At 43.2% G+C, this 19154-nt stretch carries 15 protein-coding genes, 15 tRNA genes and 1 rRNA gene; 27 read left to right on the top strand and 4 right to left on the bottom strand.

Annotated features, from left to right (window positions below; genetic code table 11):
- Window positions 1–144: 144 nt before the first annotated feature.
- The 16 genes from rrf (at window position 145) to AB5I83_RS23100 (ending at window position 1821) form a co-directional block, all read left to right on the top strand.
- Window positions 145–260 (top strand): 5S ribosomal RNA (gene rrf / locus AB5I83_RS23175).
- Between the two features lie 67 nt (window positions 261–327).
- Window positions 328–402, top strand: a tRNA-Asn gene (locus AB5I83_RS23170).
- Window positions 403–405: 3 nt separating this feature from the next.
- Window positions 406–497, top strand: a tRNA-Ser gene (locus AB5I83_RS23165).
- 16 nt (window positions 498–513) lie between these two features.
- Window positions 514–588: transfer RNA gene (locus AB5I83_RS23160), tRNA-Glu, on the top strand.
- 3 nt (window positions 589–591) lie between these two features.
- A tRNA-Val gene (locus AB5I83_RS23155) sits at window positions 592–667 on the top strand.
- Window positions 668–693: 26 nt separating this feature from the next.
- A tRNA-Met gene (locus AB5I83_RS23150) sits at window positions 694–767 on the top strand.
- Between the two features lie 40 nt (window positions 768–807).
- Window positions 808–883 (top strand) — tRNA-Asp (locus AB5I83_RS23145).
- A gap of 5 nt (window positions 884–888) precedes the next feature.
- A tRNA-Phe gene (locus AB5I83_RS23140) sits at window positions 889–964 on the top strand.
- 71 nt (window positions 965–1035) lie between these two features.
- A tRNA-Tyr gene (locus tag AB5I83_RS23135) sits at window positions 1036–1120 on the top strand.
- Between the two features lie 8 nt (window positions 1121–1128).
- Window positions 1129–1202, top strand: a tRNA-Trp gene (locus AB5I83_RS23130).
- Between the two features lie 11 nt (window positions 1203–1213).
- A tRNA-His gene (locus AB5I83_RS23125) sits at window positions 1214–1289 on the top strand.
- A gap of 39 nt (window positions 1290–1328) precedes the next feature.
- Window positions 1329–1403: transfer RNA gene (locus AB5I83_RS23120), tRNA-Gln, on the top strand.
- A gap of 6 nt (window positions 1404–1409) precedes the next feature.
- Window positions 1410–1484: transfer RNA gene (locus tag AB5I83_RS23115), tRNA-Gly, on the top strand.
- A 9-nt stretch (window positions 1485–1493) separates the two neighbouring features.
- Window positions 1494–1568, top strand: a tRNA-Cys gene (locus AB5I83_RS23110).
- 42 nt (window positions 1569–1610) lie between these two features.
- A tRNA-Leu gene (locus tag AB5I83_RS23105) sits at window positions 1611–1695 on the top strand.
- 52 nt (window positions 1696–1747) lie between these two features.
- Window positions 1748–1821: transfer RNA gene (locus AB5I83_RS23100), tRNA-Gly, on the top strand.
- A 409-nt stretch (window positions 1822–2230) separates the two neighbouring features.
- Here AB5I83_RS23100 and AB5I83_RS23095 read toward each other — a convergent pair.
- The gene (locus tag AB5I83_RS23095) at window positions 2231–2899 is read right to left on the bottom strand and encodes a B3/B4 domain-containing protein (RefSeq protein ID WP_448978806.1); all 669 of its coding nucleotides are present in this window, start codon (window positions 2897–2899) and stop codon (window positions 2231–2233) included.
- A 106-nt stretch (window positions 2900–3005) separates the two neighbouring features.
- Between AB5I83_RS23095 and queG the strand changes: the two genes are divergently transcribed.
- The 7 genes from queG to yhbH all read left to right on the top strand — a co-directional run bounded on the left by queG (window position 3006) and on the right by yhbH (window position 10577).
- Window positions 3006–4163, top strand: coding sequence for a tRNA epoxyqueuosine(34) reductase QueG (gene queG, locus AB5I83_RS23090; RefSeq protein ID WP_448978804.1), 1158 nt, complete (start codon window positions 3006–3008; stop codon window positions 4161–4163).
- Window positions 4164–4249: 86 nt separating this feature from the next.
- On the top strand, window positions 4250–5143 hold the full coding sequence (locus AB5I83_RS23085; RefSeq protein WP_448978808.1) for an amidase domain-containing protein: 894 nt from the start codon (window positions 4250–4252) through the stop codon (window positions 5141–5143).
- Window positions 5144–5236: 93 nt separating this feature from the next.
- The gene (gene trmL / locus AB5I83_RS23080) at window positions 5237–5716 is read left to right on the top strand and encodes a tRNA (uridine(34)/cytosine(34)/5-carboxymethylaminomethyluridine(34)-2'-O)-methyltransferase TrmL (RefSeq protein ID WP_167831988.1); all 480 of its coding nucleotides are present in this window, start codon (window positions 5237–5239) and stop codon (window positions 5714–5716) included.
- 64 nt (window positions 5717–5780) lie between these two features.
- Complete coding sequence (nfsA, locus tag AB5I83_RS23075) at window positions 5781–6530, top strand: oxygen-insensitive NADPH nitroreductase (protein ID WP_448978802.1); 750 nt, start codon at window positions 5781–5783, stop codon at window positions 6528–6530.
- Between the two features lie 337 nt (window positions 6531–6867).
- Window positions 6868–8763, top strand: a complete 1896-nt coding sequence (locus tag AB5I83_RS23070) for a PrkA family serine protein kinase (RefSeq protein WP_167831990.1) — start codon at window positions 6868–6870, stop codon at window positions 8761–8763.
- A gap of 84 nt (window positions 8764–8847) precedes the next feature.
- Window positions 8848–9030 carry a hypothetical protein gene (locus tag AB5I83_RS23065; protein ID WP_448978800.1) on the top strand — a complete coding sequence of 61 codons (183 nt, stop codon included), beginning with the start codon at window positions 8848–8850 and terminating at the stop codon, window positions 9028–9030.
- 377 nt (window positions 9031–9407) lie between these two features.
- A complete protein-coding gene (yhbH, locus tag AB5I83_RS23060) occupies window positions 9408–10577 on the top strand; it encodes a sporulation protein YhbH (protein ID WP_448978798.1) in 1170 nt (389 codons plus the stop codon).
- Between the two features lie 75 nt (window positions 10578–10652).
- On the opposite strand, the gene AB5I83_RS23055 is transcribed toward yhbH, so the two are convergent.
- Entirely contained in the window at window positions 10653–11453 is an 801-nt protein-coding gene (locus AB5I83_RS23055; protein ID WP_448978796.1) for a C39 family peptidase, read from the bottom strand.
- A gap of 355 nt (window positions 11454–11808) precedes the next feature.
- Here AB5I83_RS23055 and AB5I83_RS23050 point away from each other — a divergent pair, with 355 nt between their 5' ends.
- From AB5I83_RS23050 to AB5I83_RS23035, 4 genes are all read left to right on the top strand, one after another.
- Window positions 11809–13323, top strand: a complete 1515-nt coding sequence (locus tag AB5I83_RS23050; protein WP_448978794.1) for a glycine betaine uptake BCCT transporter — start codon at window positions 11809–11811, stop codon at window positions 13321–13323.
- 216 nt (window positions 13324–13539) lie between these two features.
- Window positions 13540–14478: a sugar-binding transcriptional regulator gene (locus tag AB5I83_RS23045; protein WP_226087060.1), complete on the top strand. Its 939-nt coding sequence runs from the start codon at window positions 13540–13542 to the stop codon at window positions 14476–14478.
- 270 nt (window positions 14479–14748) lie between these two features.
- Window positions 14749–15963, top strand: a complete 1215-nt coding sequence (locus tag AB5I83_RS23040) for a NupC/NupG family nucleoside CNT transporter (RefSeq protein ID WP_226087061.1) — start codon at window positions 14749–14751, stop codon at window positions 15961–15963.
- A gap of 87 nt (window positions 15964–16050) precedes the next feature.
- A complete protein-coding gene (locus AB5I83_RS23035) occupies window positions 16051–16806 on the top strand; it encodes an NRDE family protein (RefSeq protein WP_448978792.1) in 756 nt (251 codons plus the stop codon).
- Window positions 16807–16844: 38 nt separating this feature from the next.
- Here AB5I83_RS23035 and AB5I83_RS23030 read toward each other — a convergent pair whose 3' ends face one another.
- The gene (locus tag AB5I83_RS23030; RefSeq protein ID WP_448978790.1) at window positions 16845–17810 is read right to left on the bottom strand and encodes an NAD(P)H-dependent flavin oxidoreductase; all 966 of its coding nucleotides are present in this window, start codon (window positions 17808–17810) and stop codon (window positions 16845–16847) included.
- Window positions 17811–17979: 169 nt separating this feature from the next.
- Entirely contained in the window at window positions 17980–18810 is an 831-nt protein-coding gene (locus tag AB5I83_RS23025) for an aldo/keto reductase (RefSeq protein WP_448978788.1), read from the bottom strand.
- Between the last annotated feature and the right edge of the window lie 344 nt (window positions 18811–19154).

Here is a 19154-nt window from a genome sequence, read left to right as displayed (position 1 = left end):
GATCATTCGTTCTTCTTGAATTCTTCTTACACATTATCTAGTTTTGAGGGAATAAAAGCTTTTCATTAAGTGAAAAACTTTTTTAAAATTTCTCTTGCAAAATGCATAAAAGACAGTATAATAGATATTGTCTTTGAAAAAATGTCTGGTGGCGATGGCGAGAAGGTCACACCCGTTCCCATACCGAACACGGAAGTTAAGCTTCTCAGCGCCGATGGTAGTTGGGGGTTTCCCCCTGTGAGAGTAGGACGCCGCCGGGCAGGATGCATTTTCATCCAATCTTCAAAGATGCGGATCGCGTATCCAAGTCGGAGAAATAATCATTATTCCGCAGTAGCTCAGTGGTAGAGCACTCGGCTGTTAACCGAGCGGTCGTAGGTTCGAATCCTACCTGCGGAGCCATTTGGAGAGCTGTCCGAGAGGTCGAAGGAGCACGATTGGAAATCGTGTAGACGGTCAACGCTGTCTCAAGGGTTCGAATCCCTTGCTCTCCGCCATAGAAACTTTATATCTGGCCCCTTGGTCAAGCGGTTAAGACACCGCCCTTTCACGGCGGTAACACGGGTTCGAATCCCGTAGGGGTCACCAAACGGAGGATTAGCTCAGCTGGGAGAGCATCTGCCTTACAAGCAGAGGGTCGGCGGTTCGATCCCGTCATCCTCCACCATATATGTTTTATAAGTTTATTATCGTCGCGGGGTGGAGCAGTTCGGTAGCTCGTCGGGCTCATAACCCGAAGGTCGCAGGTTCAAATCCTGCCCCCGCAATCATAAAGTTATTTTCAAGTTAAACACTTGAAAAGACTTTGGTCCCGTGGTGTAGCGGTTAACATGCCTGCCTGTCACGCAGGAGATCGCCGGTTCGATCCCGGTCGGGACCGCCATTTGTGGCTCAGTAGCTCAGTCGGTAGAGCAAAGGACTGAAAATCCTTGTGTCGGCGGTTCGATTCCGTCCTGAGCCACCATCTATACAATACCTGGTTATTCAGGAAATTTGATAAAATGGGTTTTTTAACATCAAAAAAGATGTTATAGTGGAGGGGTAGCGAAGTGGCTAAACGCGGCGGACTGTAAATCCGCTCCCTCAGGGTTCGGCGGTTCGAATCCGTCCCCCTCCACCACTTAATATAGGGGTATAGTTTAAAGGTAGAACGAAGGTCTCCAAAACCTTTGGTGTGGGTTCGATTCCTACTACCCCTGCCAATTTTATTATGGCGATTGTGGCGAAGTGGTTAACGCATCGGATTGTGGTTCCGACATTCGTGGGTTCGATTCCCATCAGTCGCCCCATTTTAATCACATATTCACCGGTGAGTGAATAGTATATATTGGGCTATAGCCAAGCGGTAAGGCATCGCACTTTGACTGCGACATGCGTTGGTTCGAATCCAGCTAGCCCAGCCATTTTTTGCGGAAGTAGTTCAGTGGTAGAATACAACCTTGCCAAGGTTGGGGTCGCGGGTTCGAATCCCGTCTTCCGCTCCAAAAATATATGGCGGCATAGCCAAGTGGTAAGGCAAAGGTCTGCAAAACCTTTATTCACCGGTTCAAATCCGGTTGCCGCCTCCACTAATGATTTAGTGGCAGCAAGAACGCAAGACATATTAATATGCCGGTGTGGCGGAATTGGCAGACGCGCACGACTCAAAATCGTGTTCCTTCTGGAGTGTCGGTTCGACCCCGACCACCGGTACCACTTTTATTATAAACAGGATGTCCTGTTTTCTTTATTTCATATAGATATGTACGCGGGTGTAGTTTAGTGGTAAAACCTCAGCCTTCCAAGCTGATGATGAGGGTTCGATTCCCTTCACCCGCTCCATACATACGTGACTAACGCAGTATGTCGTTTCCAGAAAACGATATGCTGCGTTTTTTCTTTGTCTGTCTTATAACCGAATCTTGATTTCAAATTGAATGAAAAATAAACGGAAAAATTCCGCTTGAATTGTAAACGACCCTAAATTCTTTAAGAATAAGGGTCGTTTTTCCGCTTATTTCATCCAAATCGATGGATTTTGTCTTATTTTTAAGAGTTAACCGGAATATCTCCGCTTGTTCCCACAGCATTAGTGTCCTCTAAATACAATAACCGGAATATATCTCCGTTTATTCCCACTTCATAAGATCCTCTAAGTAAGTAATAGCCGGAAACTCTCCTCTTATGAATACTCATATCTACATAATCGTCACCAATGAATCATCATCACCCCAAAAAGAAAAAGGATGCATTAGCATCCCAAGATTTTATATGTGCCTGATCCACCATGGATTTGGATAAACATGTTCATGAGTGACTCAGTCATTTTTTGCATACTTTCTGGTGAAGATGAAGGTTTTAAATAGACAATCTGCAGAGCATTTGTAGTATTTCCTGTTACGGCCGTCCGCTCTGAATCGACAAATGGGCTGCCGAATGGTCCTTTTTCGTCCGCAGAAATCAGCAAGTTGGCCAGATTATTGGTACGCCCATTTAGACCTGTGTACTCTTCGCTTTCTTCACCTATTTTAATCGTTACATCCCCAACGAGCTTATCGCTGTCATAGACGCCAATTGGAATTTGGTATTCAAGAGAGAAGAAATTATTTAAATCTATTGCACTATGTATGGATTGGAGATAATTCTGCTTGGCAATCCGTCGGTAGAGGGCTTCCGCTGAGTGTCTATAGCGGTTTGGGTCCTTACCAGTTGTTTTGAATATTGCACGCCATTCTTTGATACCCTCGAGATCGGTTATGTTTTTTTCCAGAAGGTCGAAATAAATAGATTCCTGGAAAAGCTGGAGCCTGCCTTTTAACATTTGCGGAGACTCGCCAACCTGGATGTCTTTGTACTGGATAATCCCGACTGAAAATCCGGGAATCAGATCACATATCGCCTTGGAAACTTGAATTTCCATTGATTCCACCTCCAAATCTGCTTTAAAATAGTTTATCATAAAAGTAATTTGCTTTTAAATTTATGGATTTCAAATAGAAACATTAAACAGAAAGGAGGAAACTTTAATGGATACAGCTAGCCTGAAGAAGGATATTATCGCTTACAGCAAAAGTATTGGTATTGATAAAATTGGTTTTGCAGCTCCATCTGCCTTCGAAGAGATGAAGGTCAGGTTATACAGGCAGCAGGAACTTCAATATCAATCCGGATTCGAGGAAAAGGATATTGAAAAGAGGACGGAGCCTGGCCTGATTTTTGACCGTCCTAGATCCATCATTTCGATTGCTCTCGCTTATCCTTCTAAGATGAAGACGAAGGTTGTCAGCAAGAAAGGGGAACGGCGTGGAATCTTCTGCCGTGCTTCATGGGGGACTGACTATCATATGGTCCTCAGGGACAGGTTGAAAAAACTGGAGGATTACATTGCTATGAAGGTTCCTGAAGCCAGGTTCAAGTCGATGGTCGATACGGGTGAACTTGTTGACAGGGCAGTAGCCGAGAGGGCAGGAATAGGCTGGAGCGGCAAGAACTGTTCCATCATCACACCGGAGTTCGGTTCATATGTTTACTTAGGTGAGATGATCACGAGTATTCCATTTGAACCCGATACGCCGATGGAGGACCGTTGTGGCAGCTGCAATAAATGTGTGGATGTCTGTCCTACTGGCGCACTTGTACAGGGCGGGCAGCTAGATGCTCAAAAATGCATCGCCTTCGTGACACAAACTAAGGGCTTTTTGGCAGACGAGTTCCGCGAAAAGCTTGGCAACCGCATATATGGCTGTGATACTTGCCAGACAGTTTGTCCTGAGAACAAAGGGAAGGATTTTCACTTCCATGAAGAAATGGAGCCAGACCCTGAAATTGCGAAGCCTCTTCTTAAACCTCTGCTAAACATCAGCAATCGAGAGTTCAAAGAAAAGTTCGGACATGTATCCGGATCATGGCGGGGTAAAAAGCCTATCCAGCGTAACGCAATCATTGCTCTTGCGCACTATAAAGATGATACGGCCATACCTGAATTAATCATGGTAATGAAGAATGACCCTAGACCTGTACTCAGAGGGACGGCAGCTTGGGCGCTTGGCAAAATTGGCGGACCTGTGGCATTTGAGGCTCTGAAGGTTGCTTCTGATGACGAAAAGGATGAGGAAGTACTAAATGAAATCAATAAAGGTATGGATTTTTTCAAAGATAACTCCGAGTCGAATATCACTGTGTAGGGAATGGATTTTATAAATCCATTCTTTTTTTATGCGTGAAAACCTGGAACGTTTCATAAATATGAAGGGGGAAGGGAGAGATGAACATGCGTGAACAACTGCAGGAACTTCTAGAACAGCGTGTCCTTCAATGTGTTTCCATGCCGCGAAATCAACTGCATGAGTGTCCAGCTATAGAGATCAAAAAGCAAAGCTTTACCAAAAGGTCTGCTGAAATTGTAAAAGCAAAGGCAAATGGCAGGGTTGAAGAGAAGGTTGAAGAGAAGGAAAACGCCACAGTGTTATATGAGGTGCACTTTCAATATTTAATAAAGCACCGCGGTTTATTTTACATGGAGGAAGAGGTGGAGAAGAGACAGGCTGAATTTTACAAGGGTGTGCTTGTGAAGGATGAAAAGCTGACAGAGATTCAGGGCTCTCAGGACGACAGAGAAGGGATATTGCCTGCTTTTTCACAGGGGGTGGATGAGCAGGAGAGGAAGGGTTTCAGGTATGACAGGCTGAAGGCTGTTCAATATGCTGAAAGATGGTGGAATGATTTTAATCCTGCCTATAAGAAATTCGAGGTTGATTGTACCAATTATATTTCTCAATGTCTGCATCAGGGCGGTGCGCCAATGCGAGGGTATCCTAACCGCAGCAATGGCTGGTGGATGCAGAATGATAATTGGAGTTTCAGCTGGTCAGTCGCCAATGCGATGCGCTGGCATATTCCAGGGTCCAAGTTTGGATTAAGGGGGAGAGAGGTGGATCATGTCCAAAAGCTGAAGCTTGGGGATGTCATTTGCTATGATTTTGAAGGGGATGGCCGATTTGACCATACCACCATTGTTACGGGTCATGATGCTGATGGCATGCCACTGGTCAATGCCCATACGTATAACAGCAGAATGAGATATTGGGCGTATGAGGATTCAACTGCGTACACCCCGAATATAAAATACAAGTTTTTTACGATTACGGATGATGCTGAGGGTTGATGGTGGCCTTGCGAACATGCTGCAACGCCATTTCCTTTGTTGTGCAGGAGTGTAGTGGTATAATAGCTGTAGTTTTTATTAGAGGTGAAAGTCATGGCATTGCATGTTGTATTATACCAGCCGCTCATTCCAGCAAACACTGGCAATATTGCGCGCACATGTGCTGGTACAGATACCGAGCTTCACTTAATCAGGCCGTTGGGGTTCTCGACGGATGACAAGATGTTGAAGAGGGCGGGTTTGGATTATTGGGAGCATGTGAAGATCCACTATTATGATTCGCTTGAGGATTTTTATCAACAGAACGAGGGCGGAGAATTCTTCTATGTGACCAAATTTGGAAAAAAGGCGCATTCCGATTTTGATTATAGTGCAACCGAAAAGGATTTCTTTTTTATTTTTGGCAGGGAGACAACAGGTTTGCCAAAAGAAGTGATTGAGAGCAATATGGAAACATGCTTGAGGCTGCCTATGAATGAAAATATCCGTTCATTAAATCTGTCTAATACGGCTGCGATTTTGATTTATGAAGCGCTTAGACAGCAGGACTATCGCGATTTGCGCAAATACTAGGAGGCCATTTTGCGGCCTCCTTTTTGGTATGGAAAATAGTACGGGAGAAAAGGAGCTGTAATAAATGAACCAGGTAGTTGAAACAATTCTTAACCATCGTTCAGTTAGAAATTTTAAAAAACAGGCACTGGGTCGTGAGCAGATCGAAGGTATTGTGAAGAGCGCTCAGGCTGCATCCACTTCAAGCTTCATCCAGGCCTATTCAATCATTGGAGTTACGGATCAAAATAAGAAGGACAAGCTGGCTGAAATTGCTGGGAACCAGACTTATGTTGCGGCCAATGGACATTTCTTTGTTTTCTGTGCAGATCTCTATCGACATAAGGTCATAGCGGAGATGGAAGGTACTAATCTGGATGACTCGATAGAGAGCACAGAGAAATTCATGGTTGCCCTGATCGATGCAGCTCTGGCGGCCCAGAATGCGGCTGTGGCTGCCGAATCTATGGGGCTAGGTATTTGCTATATCGGCGGGATACGCAATGATTTGGAGGCTGTTAAGGAAGTATTGAAGACGCCTGACCATGTGATACCTCTTTTTGGCATGGCAGTTGGCTATCCTGACCAGGAAACGGACGTGAAGCCGCGCCTGCCGCTTGAGCATGTGTATATGGAAAATGAGTATCAGCAAGACCGGGCATTATTTGAAAAGCAGCTCGAAGATTATAATGCAGAGACTTCGCAATACTATCGTGAAAGAACAGGCGGAAAACGTGAGGATACCTGGACCGGACAGATGGCAAAAATGCTTGGTCGGAAATCGAGGATGTACATGAAGGAGTTTGTTGAAAAACAGGATTTGAATAAAAAATAATGATAGAAAAGTAAAAAGCTGCCGATTGGCAGCTTTTTATTTTTTCGTGATTCCCGGCTTATCATCGTAACCTGAAGTGAAGATTGCAGCCAAGAATGCAATTGAAACGCCAATTATAAGAATGAGTTTCATGTATGTAAGCCTCCCTGTTTTTTCGTTTTGTCCATATAGAATTCATTATATCCTATTATACCGCAACTGTGAAGGATAGGCTTATTTTTTCCATGAAGACTTAAAAAAGGACAACCATCCTGACAGAACGTTTACGCATGTTCAAATTGTTTGCTGCATAGAATTTATTAATCGTCTCTTGATAACGCTAGATGGGGAGGTCCATATGGATATTTTAAAAAAGATTGAAATGTATCGCCAGGATGAAGAAAAGCTGAAATGGGAAGGGACGTTCAGGGAGTATCTTGAAATTGTGAAGGAACAGCCATGGGTTGCTCAATCGGCACATTCGCGTGTGTTTAATATGATCAAGGATGCAGGAATTGAAAACGATAAGGGCAAAAAGCGCTATTCCTTCTTCAATTCACAGTTATTCGGGCTTGAGGAAGCATTGGAAAGGCTCGTGGAGGAATATTTTCACCCAGCTGCGAAAAGGCTTGATGTCAGAAAGCGGATTTTATTGCTGATGGGGCCAGTGAGCGGCGGAAAATCAACTCTGGTGACAATGCTGAAACGAGGGCTTGAGGCGTATTCGCATACAGACAGAGGAGCAATTTATGCGATCAAAGGCTGCCCGATGCATGAAGACCCGCTGCATATGATTCCACATCACTTGCGCAAGGATTTTTATGATGAATATGGTATCCGGATTGAAGGGAATTTATCGCCGCTTAATATGATGAGGCTTGAACAGGAATATGGCGGCAGGATTGAAGATGTCATTGTGGAAAGAATCTTCTTCTCTGAAGATAAGCGGACAGGGATTGGTACATTCAGTCCTTCGGATCCCAAATCCCAGGATATTGCTGATTTGACAGGAAGCATCGATTTCTCCACAATCGCTGAATATGGTTCTGAATCCGATCCGCGTGCCTATCGTTTTGACGGCGAGTTGAATAAGGCTAACCGGGGGATGATGGAGTTCCAGGAGATGCTGAAGTGTGATGAAAAATTCCTCTGGCATTTGCTGAGCCTGACGCAGGAGGGCAATTTTAAAGCAGGTCGTTTCGCGCTGATCAGTGCTGATGAACTGATTGTAGCTCACACGAACGAAACAGAATACCGCTCATTCATCTCCAATAAGAAGAATGAAGCCCTGCATTCACGGATTATTGTCATGCCGATTCCGTATAACTTAAAAGTGACCGAAGAAGAGAAAATCTATGACAAGATGATCAGGGAAAGCGATGTAAATGATGTCCATATCGCCCCACATACTTTAAGGGTGGCTGCGATGTTCACGATTCTTACCCGTTTAAAAGATCCGAAAAAGGGCGACATCGACTTGATCAAGAAGATGAGGCTTTATGATGGAGAGAGTGTCGAAGGTTATAACAGAGCTGATGTGGAGGAACTGAAAAAAGAGCATCAGGATGAAGGAATGAGCGGGATTGACCCTCGTTATGTCATTAACCGGATTTCTTCTACAATCATCAGGAAGGAAGTCAAAACGATTAATGCCTTAGACGTCCTGAGATCACTGAAGGAAGGTCTTGACCAGCATCCATCAATTACCGCCGAGACTAGGGAGCGTTATCTGAATTACATTTCGCTTGCCCGGAAAGAGTATGATGATATCGCCAAGAAGGAAGTACAAAAGGCATTTGTGTACTCGTATGAAGAGTCAGCCAAAACGCTCATGGATAACTACCTTGATAATGTCGAGGCGTATTGCAATAAGGCGAAGATGCGTGATCAGCTGACCGGCGAGGAAATCAATCCGGATGAGAAGCTGATGCGCTCTATAGAGGAACAGATTGGCATTTCCGAGAATGCGAAGAAAGCATTCCGTGAAGAGATTTTAATCAGAATTTCTGCCTATGCGCGCAAAGGGAAGAGATTTGATTACAATTCGCATGACCGCCTGCGTGAAGCAATCCAGAAGAAGCTGTTTGCTGATTTGAAGGATGTCGTCAAAATCACGACTTCAACCAAGACTCCAGATGAGACACAGCTTAAGAAAATCAATAATGTTGTTGCGCGACTCATCGATGAGCATGGGTATAACTCTACCTCAGCGAATGAATTGCTGCGATATGTCGGAAGTCTGTTAAATAGATAGTCATAGAGAGGACCTGCAGATTGCAGGTCCTTTAAGTTTATAAAGCGGTGAAAGCGGGAATAGTACAGGCAAGAGGTGATAGAAATGGCTAAAAAAGAATTGCCAAAAGACTATGTCCCTAAAAATAGTTCCATGGCTCGCAATGAGGAAGAAATTGAAGATCTAGGCAAGCAAATGGAGCACCGCCGAACAGGTGAAGAATTGAAAGAGGATTATGATAAAGTACCAGATCCAATCCAATTTGATAAATCGAATGAAAAGGAATGACCTTTGCTGAAAATGCAGAGGTTATTTTTTTTTGTAAAATACAGGCTCCATAAATATTCAAACAGTTTAATCGGGAAAGGAAGGAAAGTCGTCCATGCTGCTGCCGGGAAGGCAATATAGGGTTACCTGTGCAAAAGAACTTATACCCGCACTAGATAGAAAGGACAATAATGCGCTAAAGGATTACAAGATAAAATGGGCTTGTCCATCGATAGGAGAAAAGGTTAATTGTCAAAATTATTTGTAAATTATTTTGTCTTCCTGCATAAGATAGAGTAATTACAATTCCCACAAGGGTAAAGTCCATCGGGATATTGTATGAATGTATGCTGAATTGTGTTACTGTCAAAATGAAAAATTCAAAGGAGGGGTTGAAAATGACCGATGAAAGCAGTCACCAGTTTGTGATTTCCCAGGAAGATTGGTCCCTCCACCGCAAAGGACATGATGACCAACAGCGCCATCAGGAAAAGGTGCAGGAAGCAATCAAGAGCAATCTGCCTGATTTGATCACCGAAGAGAATATTATCATGTCCAACGGCAGGGATGTCGTCAAGATTCCGATAAGGTCACTGGATGAATACAAAATCCGTTATAACTATGATAAGAACAAACACGTCGGCCAGGGGAATGGAGACAGTAAAGTAGGCGATGTCGTCGCCCGTGACGGCTCTGGGCAGCAGCAAGGACCAGGGAAGGGGCAAGGCGCAGGAGACCAGGCCGGTGAAGATTATTACGAAGCAGAAGTATCGATGATGGAAATTGAAGAAGCGTTATTTAAAGAGCTGGAACTTCCTAATCTCAAGAAGAAGGAAGAACAGGAGCATCTCGTTGAAAATATTGAATTCAACGATATCAGGAAGACTGGATTGATGGGCAATATTGATAAGAAGCGGACCATGATGTCTGCATACAAGCGGAATGCGATGACCGGCAAGCCGTCCTTTCATCCTATTTACAAGGAAGACTTGAAGTTCAAGACCTGGAATGAGGTCGTGAAGCCTGATTCAAAGGCCGTTGTTCTTGCGATGATGGATACGAGCGGTAGTATGGGACTATGGGAGAAGTATATGGCAAGGAGCTTTTTCTTCTGGATGACGCGCTTCCTTCGTTCGAAGTACGAAACAGTCGAGATCGAATTCATTGCCCACCATACAGAAGCAAAGGTAGTTTCCGAGGAAGACTTTTTCTCGAAAGGGGAAAGTGGAGGTACGATTTGTTCATCCGCTTACCGAAAAGCATTAGAACTTATTGACGATAAATATAACCCGAGCAAGTTTAATATTTACCCATTCCATTTTTCAGATGGTGATAACCTGACCTCCGACAACGCCCGCTGTGTGAAATTAGTAGAAGAGCTGATGAAGGTCTCCAATATGTTTGGCTATGGAGAAGTCAATCAGTACAACCGCCACTCGACCCTAATGTCCGCGTATAAAAACATTAAAGACGAAAACTTCCGTTACTATATCCTCAAGCAGAAAGCCGATGTATTCCATGCGATGAAAAGTTTTTTCAAAAAAGAAGAAAACAAATTGTATGCTTAATCAAAAATCGGCAGGATGAATCTCCTGCCGATTTTCCTATTCCTTTATATAAAAGACTTCTATAATAACAATCTATCATTTATCAATTCCAATCGCCTGGCTGCCCATCTGTACCCATGCTTTCTCGAATGAAGTGCGCGGTACGGCTTTATACCCACCGCTGGCAAGAGGGTCGTTAACGTAAATGGATTGCTCGTCATAGCCGACAATCAAGACACTGTGTTCTCTGTAGGTGATCTTTACATTTCCGCTATTTGTCTTCCACACGGTAAACTCCGATTCGGGAAGAGGCGCGAACGTGGAGTTGATAATAACCCATACTGGAGATCCAGAGTCGATCAGTTCATAAACTTCATCAATGGTTTGTCCAGTAATATCCTTGATTTTACCAGGCAGATAACTCTCAGCAAGCTTTGCCACAGGTCCATGGTATACACCATATCCAGACTTGCTGAAGGTATATATATCGCCGACAAAGCCATCATATGGGTTGCCGCGTACATAATTTGCGTCGCGGAAAGGAATTTTATGTATTTGCTTAGCCAGGGTCATTTTATCGGCTGAGATTCCTTCATACTGCAAAAGCATCGTTAAGCTGGTCACTTCACAGCCACGCTGTAATTCTGGGAGCTGACTGACGTGCGGGACCCCCTCAATCATTCTTTTCTCCTCAGTATTGATGAATTCCTGCAAGTCATCTTTATTAGCAGAAGCCTTTTTGACAGAATGTGTTTCCGTTCGGGTGATTTTAGGTGCAACCGAAGCTTGGGTTTCTGCTGTCGGATTTTCAATCGATCGCAAATTCTCCGCTCCTAAATAGGTCGCCATGAAAATGCCTGCGATGGATAGTGTTCTAATAAGCAATTTTTTATTCAAAATATCTTCTCCTAACATTTCTCCCCCATATAGCGCATCACTAACAAGTTTAATCAAAATTCGACAAGGATTCAATAGACTAATAGAATAATATTGGGAATCTGTTGGTAAAAAAAGTGGACGGCCAGTCAGTTCTACAAATGCAAAAACGATAAGTTTTGGTTTTTGGGTAAAAATATTGGGGAATTTATTAGTTGATTCTGCAAGAAAGTGCCATTAAAAAAGATGGACATTAGACATTCATTTTTTTCGATGTATTGTGTAATACTATCTCTGTTATGAGTACATTCTTTCAAAAAAACATTAATTTGTGTTAGGGTATTAAAGTGCAAATGTTGACGAAGGGAGTTTTTTGATGAAAAAGGATTCATCTGTTTTTTTCATATCGACAGGAATTTTGTTATTAATGGTTCTTTTCGGTGTGTTTGTTCCAGATAAACTTGAATCAGTTACAGCAAATATCCAGGCATTCATTACCGATTCTTTTGGCTGGTATTATTTAATTCTTGTATCTGCAATTGTTATTGTTTGTCTGTATTTCTTGATCAGTCCACTGGGAAAGATCAGACTTGGGAGGCAGGATGACAGACCTGAATTTTCTACCCTTACCTGGTATGCGATGCTCTTTAGTGCCGGTATGGGAATTGGGCTGGTTTTCTGGGGCACTGCTGAACCGATCAGCCATTATATGGTCTCAACCCCAACTGGTGTGGAGGCGGGATCTGATCAGGCTATCCGCGATTCAATGAGATTCACGTTTTTCCACTGGGGAATTCATGCATGGGCCATTTATGGAATTGTTGCATTAGTTCTTGCTTACTTCAATTTCAGACATGGGAAGCCAGGGTTGATTAGTGCGACCCTCGGGCCGATTTTAGGCGATAAGACAAATGGAGCAGCTGGAAAAGTAATTGACGTGATTTCGGTTGTCGCGACTGTAATCGGTGTGGCTACAACTTTAGGATTTGGAGCTGTACAAATTAACGGGGGACTTTCTTACCTGTTTGGAATACCTACTGGTTTTGTAACTCAATTGTTTATTGTTCTGATCGTAACAGTATTGTTCATGATTTCTGCTTGGTCAGGACTTGGAAAAGGTATCAAGATCTTAAGTAATGTAAACATGATACTTGCCGGATTGTTGCTAGTGGCGATGCTGTTTTTGGGACCAACCCAGTTTATCCTGAACCTCTTTACCAACACAATTGGTACATACCTTCAAAATTTGCCGGCGATGAGTTTCCGGATTGCGCCATTGAATGAAGGAGTACGTTCATGGATCAATGGCTGGACGATCTTCTACTGGGCATGGTGGATTGCCTGGGCGCCATTTGTAGGGATTTTTATAGCTCGAGTTTCTAAAGGCCGTACGATCAGAGAGTTTGTATTCGGTGTCCTGCTTGTACCTTCTTTGATTGGCTTCCTATGGTTTTCTGCTTTCGGAGGCTCAGCAATCATGCTTGAGCACGAAGGCATTGCAAATATTTCAGAACTTGCGACCGAAGAAGCACTCTTTGGCGTGTTTGCCAACTATCCATTAAGTTCATTATTGTCAATCCTGGCAATGATCCTTATCGGCACATTCTTTATCACTTCAGCTGACTCAGGCACATTTGTGTTAGGAATGATGACGACCAATGGGTCACTGACACCGGGAAATAGAATCAAATTCACATGGGGAATCATGCTGGCTGCCATTTCTTTAGTATTACTGTATTCTGGCGGGCTGCAGGCTCTGCAAAATACAATGATCGTAGCTGCACTGCCATTCTCCATCATAATGGCCTTAATGGCACTCAGCCTTATTAAAGCCTTAGGTCGAGAAGCGAAAGAACTGGGAATTGGAAAGATTCCTAAACGTAAGCCTTAATAATAAAGTGAGAAGGAGTCATCCCGATGCAATAGGGGTGGCTCTTTTTTATTTGTTTATACTTCCGCGTTCTAATTGTTCTAAATGGATTAAACATATGTAAAGGATTGGTTATTCATGAACATTATGTTCTTTTTTAAAATGTAAATGTTTTCATTCGGATTTTTTGCTAAAATGATTGTAATGAATCTAAGTCATTACCAAGGGTGATTACGAATGGAAAAAGAAAAATTATTGAAGGTAATCGAGGCAGCGAAGCTATATTATTTACTGGATTATAATCAGAATGATATTGCCAAGGAGCTGGGAGTATCAAGGCCTACAGTATCTAGGTTCCTCCAAATTGCAAAGCAGGAGGGGATCGTAGATATCAAAATCATGGATCCGACAGAGGATGTAGAAAATTTGTCGGCACAGCTTGAACAGAAGTTTGGTTTGAAAAAGGCAATTGTGACCCATATACCACAATATGAAGACAGCGTGATTAAAACGTATCTTGGGGAGAAAGCTGCCGCTTTTTTGAATGAAGTGGTTGACCATGATGATATTATCGGTGTCACCTGGGGAACGACGCTCTATCATGTCGCTTTGGAACTGAAGCAGAAGCCATGCAAGAATGTGAAGGTCGTCCAGTTGAAAGGCGGTGTAAGCCACTCTGAAACGAATACTTACGCAAATGAAATATTGTACTTGTTCGGCAAGGCCTTCAATAGCGCACCGCATCATCTGCCGCTGCCGGCAATCGTAGACCATGTAGTGGTCAAACAAGCGATGGAGGCGGACAGGCATATTAAAAAGATCTTGGAATTGGGAAAACAGTCGAACATTGCGGTCTATACAATTGGACCGATCAAGTCCGAATCTTTGTTGTTTCAGTTAGGATACTTTACAGAAGAAGACTTGCAAGTCATTTATTCAAAAGCCGTCGGCGATATATGTTCAAGGTTCTTTGATAAAGAGGGGAAGGTTTGCAATGAAAACCTAAATGCGAGAACCCTGGGCATCGAACTTGAAGAGTTAAAGAAGAAGAAGTATTCAATTTTAGTTGCAGGCGGAGCACATAAAATAGATGGTATTTATGGTGCTTTGAAAGGGAAATATACAAATGTGCTCGTAACGGACCAATTTACTGCTAAATTTTTGTTAGATAAGTAATAGTTAGGGAATTGAAGAAAAGCCATAAGATACAAACAAATACCCGATAGGTTTGAGACCTTGCGGGTATTTTTGTCGAAAAGGTGAAAAGGGATAAATTTCATTTTACATTTGTTCAAAAATATATTTACAAAAGTTCTTAAACTCTGATATATTTGCTATAGAAAGTTCAAGTTAAACAAATGTAAACGTTTTACTGAAATTTTTTTCATATCATTTGTAAACGGTAACAACATTACCGCAAATATTACAACAAGAGGTGGGTCAATAATGAATATCTTATGGGGTTTGATGGGAATTGCAGTCGTTTTAGGAATTGCCTTTATTTTCTCGAATAACAAAAAATCCATTAATTTCAGGACAATCCTTGGCGGGTTGGCAATCCAGTTCATTTTCGCGTTCTTAGTATTGAAATGGGAGACAGGTAAACTCTTACTGAAAAAACTATCACTTGGTGTCAATGAAATCGTCAACTATACAGACGCTGGTGTGCAATTCCTTTTCGGAGGCTTGTTCCAGGCTGAAAATATTGGCTTTGTATTCGCTTTCCAAGTATTAACTGTTGTTATTTTCTTCTCATCTTTAATTTCAGTGCTTTATTACCTTGGAATCATGCAAGTAATCATCAAGATCCTTGGCGGAGCGCTTTCTAAATTGCTGGGAACGAGCAAAGCTGAATCACTATCAGCTGCAGCTAACATTTTCGTAGGTCAGACAGAAGCGCCACTGGTAGTTAAGCCTTACATCGCTAAAATGACTCAATCAGAGCTTTTTGCCATCATGGTTGGAGGCTTGGCTTCTGTAGCAGGTTCTGTCTTGATTGGTTATTCCTTACTGGGTGTTCCATTGGAATACCTGTTAGCAGCAAGCTTCATGGCTGCTCCTGCAGGTTTGATACTTGCTAAAATCATGGTACCTGAAACAGAAAAGTCTGAGTCATCTGATGAACTAAAAATGGAAAAAGACACAGATTCAGTTAACGTAATCGATGCTGCAGCTAAGGGAGCAAGCACTGGTCTTCAATTAGCACTGAATATCGGTGCAATGTTGCTTGCGTTCATCGCATTGATTGCCTTGATCAATGGAATCCTTGGATTCGTAGGAGGATTTTTCGGAGCAGGCAGCTTAACACTTGAAACAATCCTTGGTTATGTATTCGCTCCACTTGCTTTCGCGATCGGCGTACCGTGGGATGAGGCTGTGAAAGCTGGCGGGTTCATCGGCCAAAAGTTGATTCTGAATGAATTTGTAGCTTACTCTTCATTTGCACCACAAATTGAGCAATTATCTGCAAAAACTGTGGCAATCATCAGTTTTGCACTTTGTGGATTCGCAAACGTATCTTCCATGGGAATCTTGCTCGGCGGTCTTGGAAGCCTTGCTCCAAATCGTCGCGGAGACATCGCTCGCATGGGTGTACGAGCTGTAATCGCAGGTATGCTTGCATCACTATTGAGTGCCGCAATGGCAGGTATGCTTCTATAAAAATGACGAAAAGAGAGGGACTTGGTCCTTCTCTTTTTTTGCTTTGAGTTATAATAGAATAAATTGAACGGAAAGCTGTGATGATGAATGTGTTTGATTTTATTTGCCTATAAAGCACATCCGAAGTATAAGCTCATTGTTGCTGCCAATAGGGATGAAGCATATGCCCGTGAAACTGCATCGGCAGATTTTTGGGAGGATGCTCCCGAAGTGCTCGCTGGACGAGACCTTGAAAAAATGGGGACCTGGATGGGGGTTTCATCATCAGGCAAGTTTGCGGCACTGACCAATTACCGTGATCCGAAAGAAATCACAATCGGGAAAAGAACTAGAGGTGAGCTTGTTGCTGACTTTCTGAAAGGAACAGTCCATCCCCAATCCTATTTGCTGGATTTGGCCAATAGCCGTCAGGACTATCCGGGTTATAATCTCCTGGCTGGGAATATCGAAGAGCTCTATTATTATTCCAACCGTGGAGGCCCGATGCAAAAAGTGGAACCAGGCGTCCATGGGGTCAGCAACCACCTGCTTAATACGGACTGGCCTAAGGTAGAACGGGGAAAAGCAGGGCTTGCCAGCATCATTTCAGAAGAAAAGCCTGATCTGGTTAACAGATTATGTGACCATTTGGAAAATGCCGACCCTGCACCGGATCATCTGCTGCCATCGACGGGGGTGTCGCTGGAATGGGAGCGTTTGTTATCTCCGATGTTCATAAAAAGTGAAGGGTACGGGACGAGAAGTTCGACTGTCATTTTGATGAATGAGAGGGAAATCCATTTTCATGAACGGGTTCATACAAAAGACCAGCGATCAACCCAGCAATTTATAATCACGTTATAAAAACGAGACAACCTCGAATGCGGTTGTCTCGTTTTGATTCAGGCTAAGTTTTGAGCAGCTGATCTATATTCCAATCTTAAGTTCTCTATGATTGTACGGACTGGTAGTATGTCTTTTATTTCACTTACCCTGGCGCCAGCGAATACCAGGCCTTTTTCTACATCGCCGGCAACGGATGTGAGCAGAGAGTCTAGTGTGCAAAATTGATAGGAGCAATTTTTCAGGCAATCCCGACACTTTTTAATTCTGAGTTTATCTGTAGTGGTGATTAGCTTGGTGAAATGATTGGCAATGGCGCGCCCGTGCAACCCCACTGTTGTTTTTACCAGCAGTGTGTCTTTTTCAGTGGCTGAAACGTATTTATCCTTGAAGCTCTGCGGAGCGTCACATTCCTCGCTGGCAACAAATCTTGTGCCCATTTGGACACCTGAAGCTCCAAGGGACAAAGCCTTCGCGATATCAGCACCAGTCATGATTCCACCCGCAGCAATCACCGGGATGGACACAGCCTCCACAATTTCAGGAAGAATATCAAAAAGGGGCTTGTCTGTCCCAAGATGGCCTCCTGCTTCAAATCCTTCCACTACCACCGCAGCAGCACCCAGGCGCTCTGAGATTTTAGCTAATTTAGCAGAAGAAACAATAGAAATGACCGGGATGCCCGCTTGTTTCCCCCATGAATACATATCCCTTGAGATTCCTGCTCCCGATATAATGAAGTCAACTTTTTCATCTAACGCAGCTTTCATTTTCTCTGCAAAATCATTCATCGCAAACAAAACATTTACACCTATGTACCCATTACCCTGTGTCAGCTTCCTGGCTTTCCTGATATGCATCACCATCTCTTCAACCGATATCCCTGTACCGGATATAATGCCTATTCCGCCAGCGTTGGCAACCGCTGATGCCAATCCGCTAAGCGAGATCCCAACCCCCATTCCACCTTGCATTATCGGTACACTTGGAGCCATATGGCCAATGTTAAGCTTTGGGAAATCCATGCTAAAAACCCCTTTCAGAATTTGTTCTTTTGCAGTTTAACATGGGGAGTTATAAAAAGATGTGATTTTTAGCACCTAGTACTATATTTAGGTATAAATATTTGGTGGTGATTTTCGAGTTGAAAAAGACGCAGAAACTGACTGTTCTGCGTCCAAATGCCATATTAAATTAAAAATTGAAATTATCCGGATCCGGGCCTACTCGCTCATCCTTATTTAAGCCGTTCAAAACGTCCATATCTTCTGCTGTAAGCTCAAAATCGAAGATATCTGCATTTTGGATAATTCGGTGTTCCTTGATTGATTTAGGAATCGTGACCACTTCGTTTTGTAAATCCCAGCGGAGGATCACTTGTGCAGGTGATTTTTCATATTTTTCAGCGATCTCAACAATCGTCGGTTCTGATAAAAGCTCTCCTTGCTTCAAAGGAGACCAGGCTTCCATTTGGATCCCTTCGGCTTTGCAGAATTGCAGAAGCTCTGTCTGGGCAAGATGAGGATGATACTCGACCTGGTTGACCATTGGCTTGATTTCAGCATCGGCCATCAAGTCTTTGAGGTGATGAACATGGAAGTTGCTTACTCCGATTGAGCGAACTTTTCCGTCTTTATAAAGCTTTTCGAGTGCCTTCCAAGTTTCCTTGTATTTGCCTGCAACTGGCCAGTGGATCAAGTAAAGATCAAGGTAGTCCAGACCCAGCTTGTCCATGCTTGTTTCAAATGCCTGAAGCGTCGTTTCATAACCCTGGTCAGCATTCCAGACCTTCGTCGTAATAAACAACTCTTCACGCGAAACACCAGCTTCCTTGATCGCCTGTCCCACGCCTTCCTCGTTTCCGTAAACCGCCGCAGTGTCGATGCTCTTATAGCCATTTTTAAGGGCCGCTTTAACAGATTCTACAACTTCGGTACCTTCCTGAACCTTGAACACACCAAGCCCAAACCATGGCATTTTGACACCATTATGTAAGGTCGTTGTATCTTGGAGATTTTGTGGCATATGATCCGCCTCCTTTATCAATTCTATTTCATAGATATTTTCTCATATTTTTTATTTGGTAAAAAGTAATTGGGCTTTCCTGAATGAACTGTTTTAGAAAGGTGGCTCTTCTGTCAAGAAAACGAAGGAATCGTGACAACTTTGGGCCATTCAGGAGTCAAGCTGTCAAGAAAACACCGGGATCGTGACAGCTTCGGGCCAATCAGGAGTCAAGCTGTCAAGAAAACGCCGGGATCGTGACAGCTTTGAGCCATTCAAGAGTCAAGCCCATTATTCTGTGTAAATTCATTCCTTATGAAAAACAAGTTAAACAGCTTATATGTTTTTGATGTTCTGGAAGGGGG

The organism is Mesobacillus sp. LC4 (assembly GCF_053543455.1).
The sequence above is the reverse complement of the archived record's forward strand: the minus strand, read 5'-3'. Positions and strand labels throughout refer to the sequence as shown.

Excerpts from the sequence above, each read along its gene's own strand:
- nfsA (WP_448978802.1), top strand. The coding sequence starts at position 5,781 with ATGAACCAGGTAGTTGAAACAATTCTTAACCATCGTTCAGTTAGAAAT.
- AB5I83_RS23065 (WP_448978800.1), top strand. The coding sequence starts at position 8,848 with ATGGCTAAAAAAGAATTGCCAAAAGACTATGTCCCTAAAAATAGTTCC.
- AB5I83_RS23070 (WP_167831990.1), top strand. The coding sequence starts at position 6,868 with ATGGATATTTTAAAAAAGATTGAAATGTATCGCCAGGATGAAGAAAAG.
- AB5I83_RS23030 (WP_448978790.1), bottom strand. The coding sequence starts at position 17,810 with ATGGATTTCCCAAAGCTTAACATTGGCCATATGGCTCCAAGTGTACCG.
- yhbH (WP_448978798.1), top strand. The coding sequence starts at position 9,408 with ATGACCGATGAAAGCAGTCACCAGTTTGTGATTTCCCAGGAAGATTGG.
- AB5I83_RS23025 (WP_448978788.1), bottom strand. The coding sequence starts at position 18,810 with ATGCCACAAAATCTCCAAGATACAACGACCTTACATAATGGTGTCAAA.
- AB5I83_RS23045 (WP_226087060.1), top strand. The coding sequence starts at position 13,540 with ATGGAAAAAGAAAAATTATTGAAGGTAATCGAGGCAGCGAAGCTATAT.
- trmL (WP_167831988.1), top strand. The coding sequence starts at position 5,237 with ATGGCATTGCATGTTGTATTATACCAGCCGCTCATTCCAGCAAACACT.
- AB5I83_RS23040 (WP_226087061.1), top strand. The coding sequence starts at position 14,749 with ATGAATATCTTATGGGGTTTGATGGGAATTGCAGTCGTTTTAGGAATT.
- AB5I83_RS23095 (WP_448978806.1), bottom strand. The coding sequence starts at position 2,899 with ATGGAAATTCAAGTTTCCAAGGCGATATGTGATCTGATTCCCGGATTT.
- AB5I83_RS23050 (WP_448978794.1), top strand. The coding sequence starts at position 11,809 with ATGAAAAAGGATTCATCTGTTTTTTTCATATCGACAGGAATTTTGTTA.
- AB5I83_RS23085 (WP_448978808.1), top strand. The coding sequence starts at position 4,250 with ATGCGTGAACAACTGCAGGAACTTCTAGAACAGCGTGTCCTTCAATGT.
- AB5I83_RS23035 (WP_448978792.1), top strand. The coding sequence starts at position 16,051 with ATGTGTTTGATTTTATTTGCCTATAAAGCACATCCGAAGTATAAGCTC.
- queG (WP_448978804.1), top strand. The coding sequence starts at position 3,006 with ATGGATACAGCTAGCCTGAAGAAGGATATTATCGCTTACAGCAAAAGT.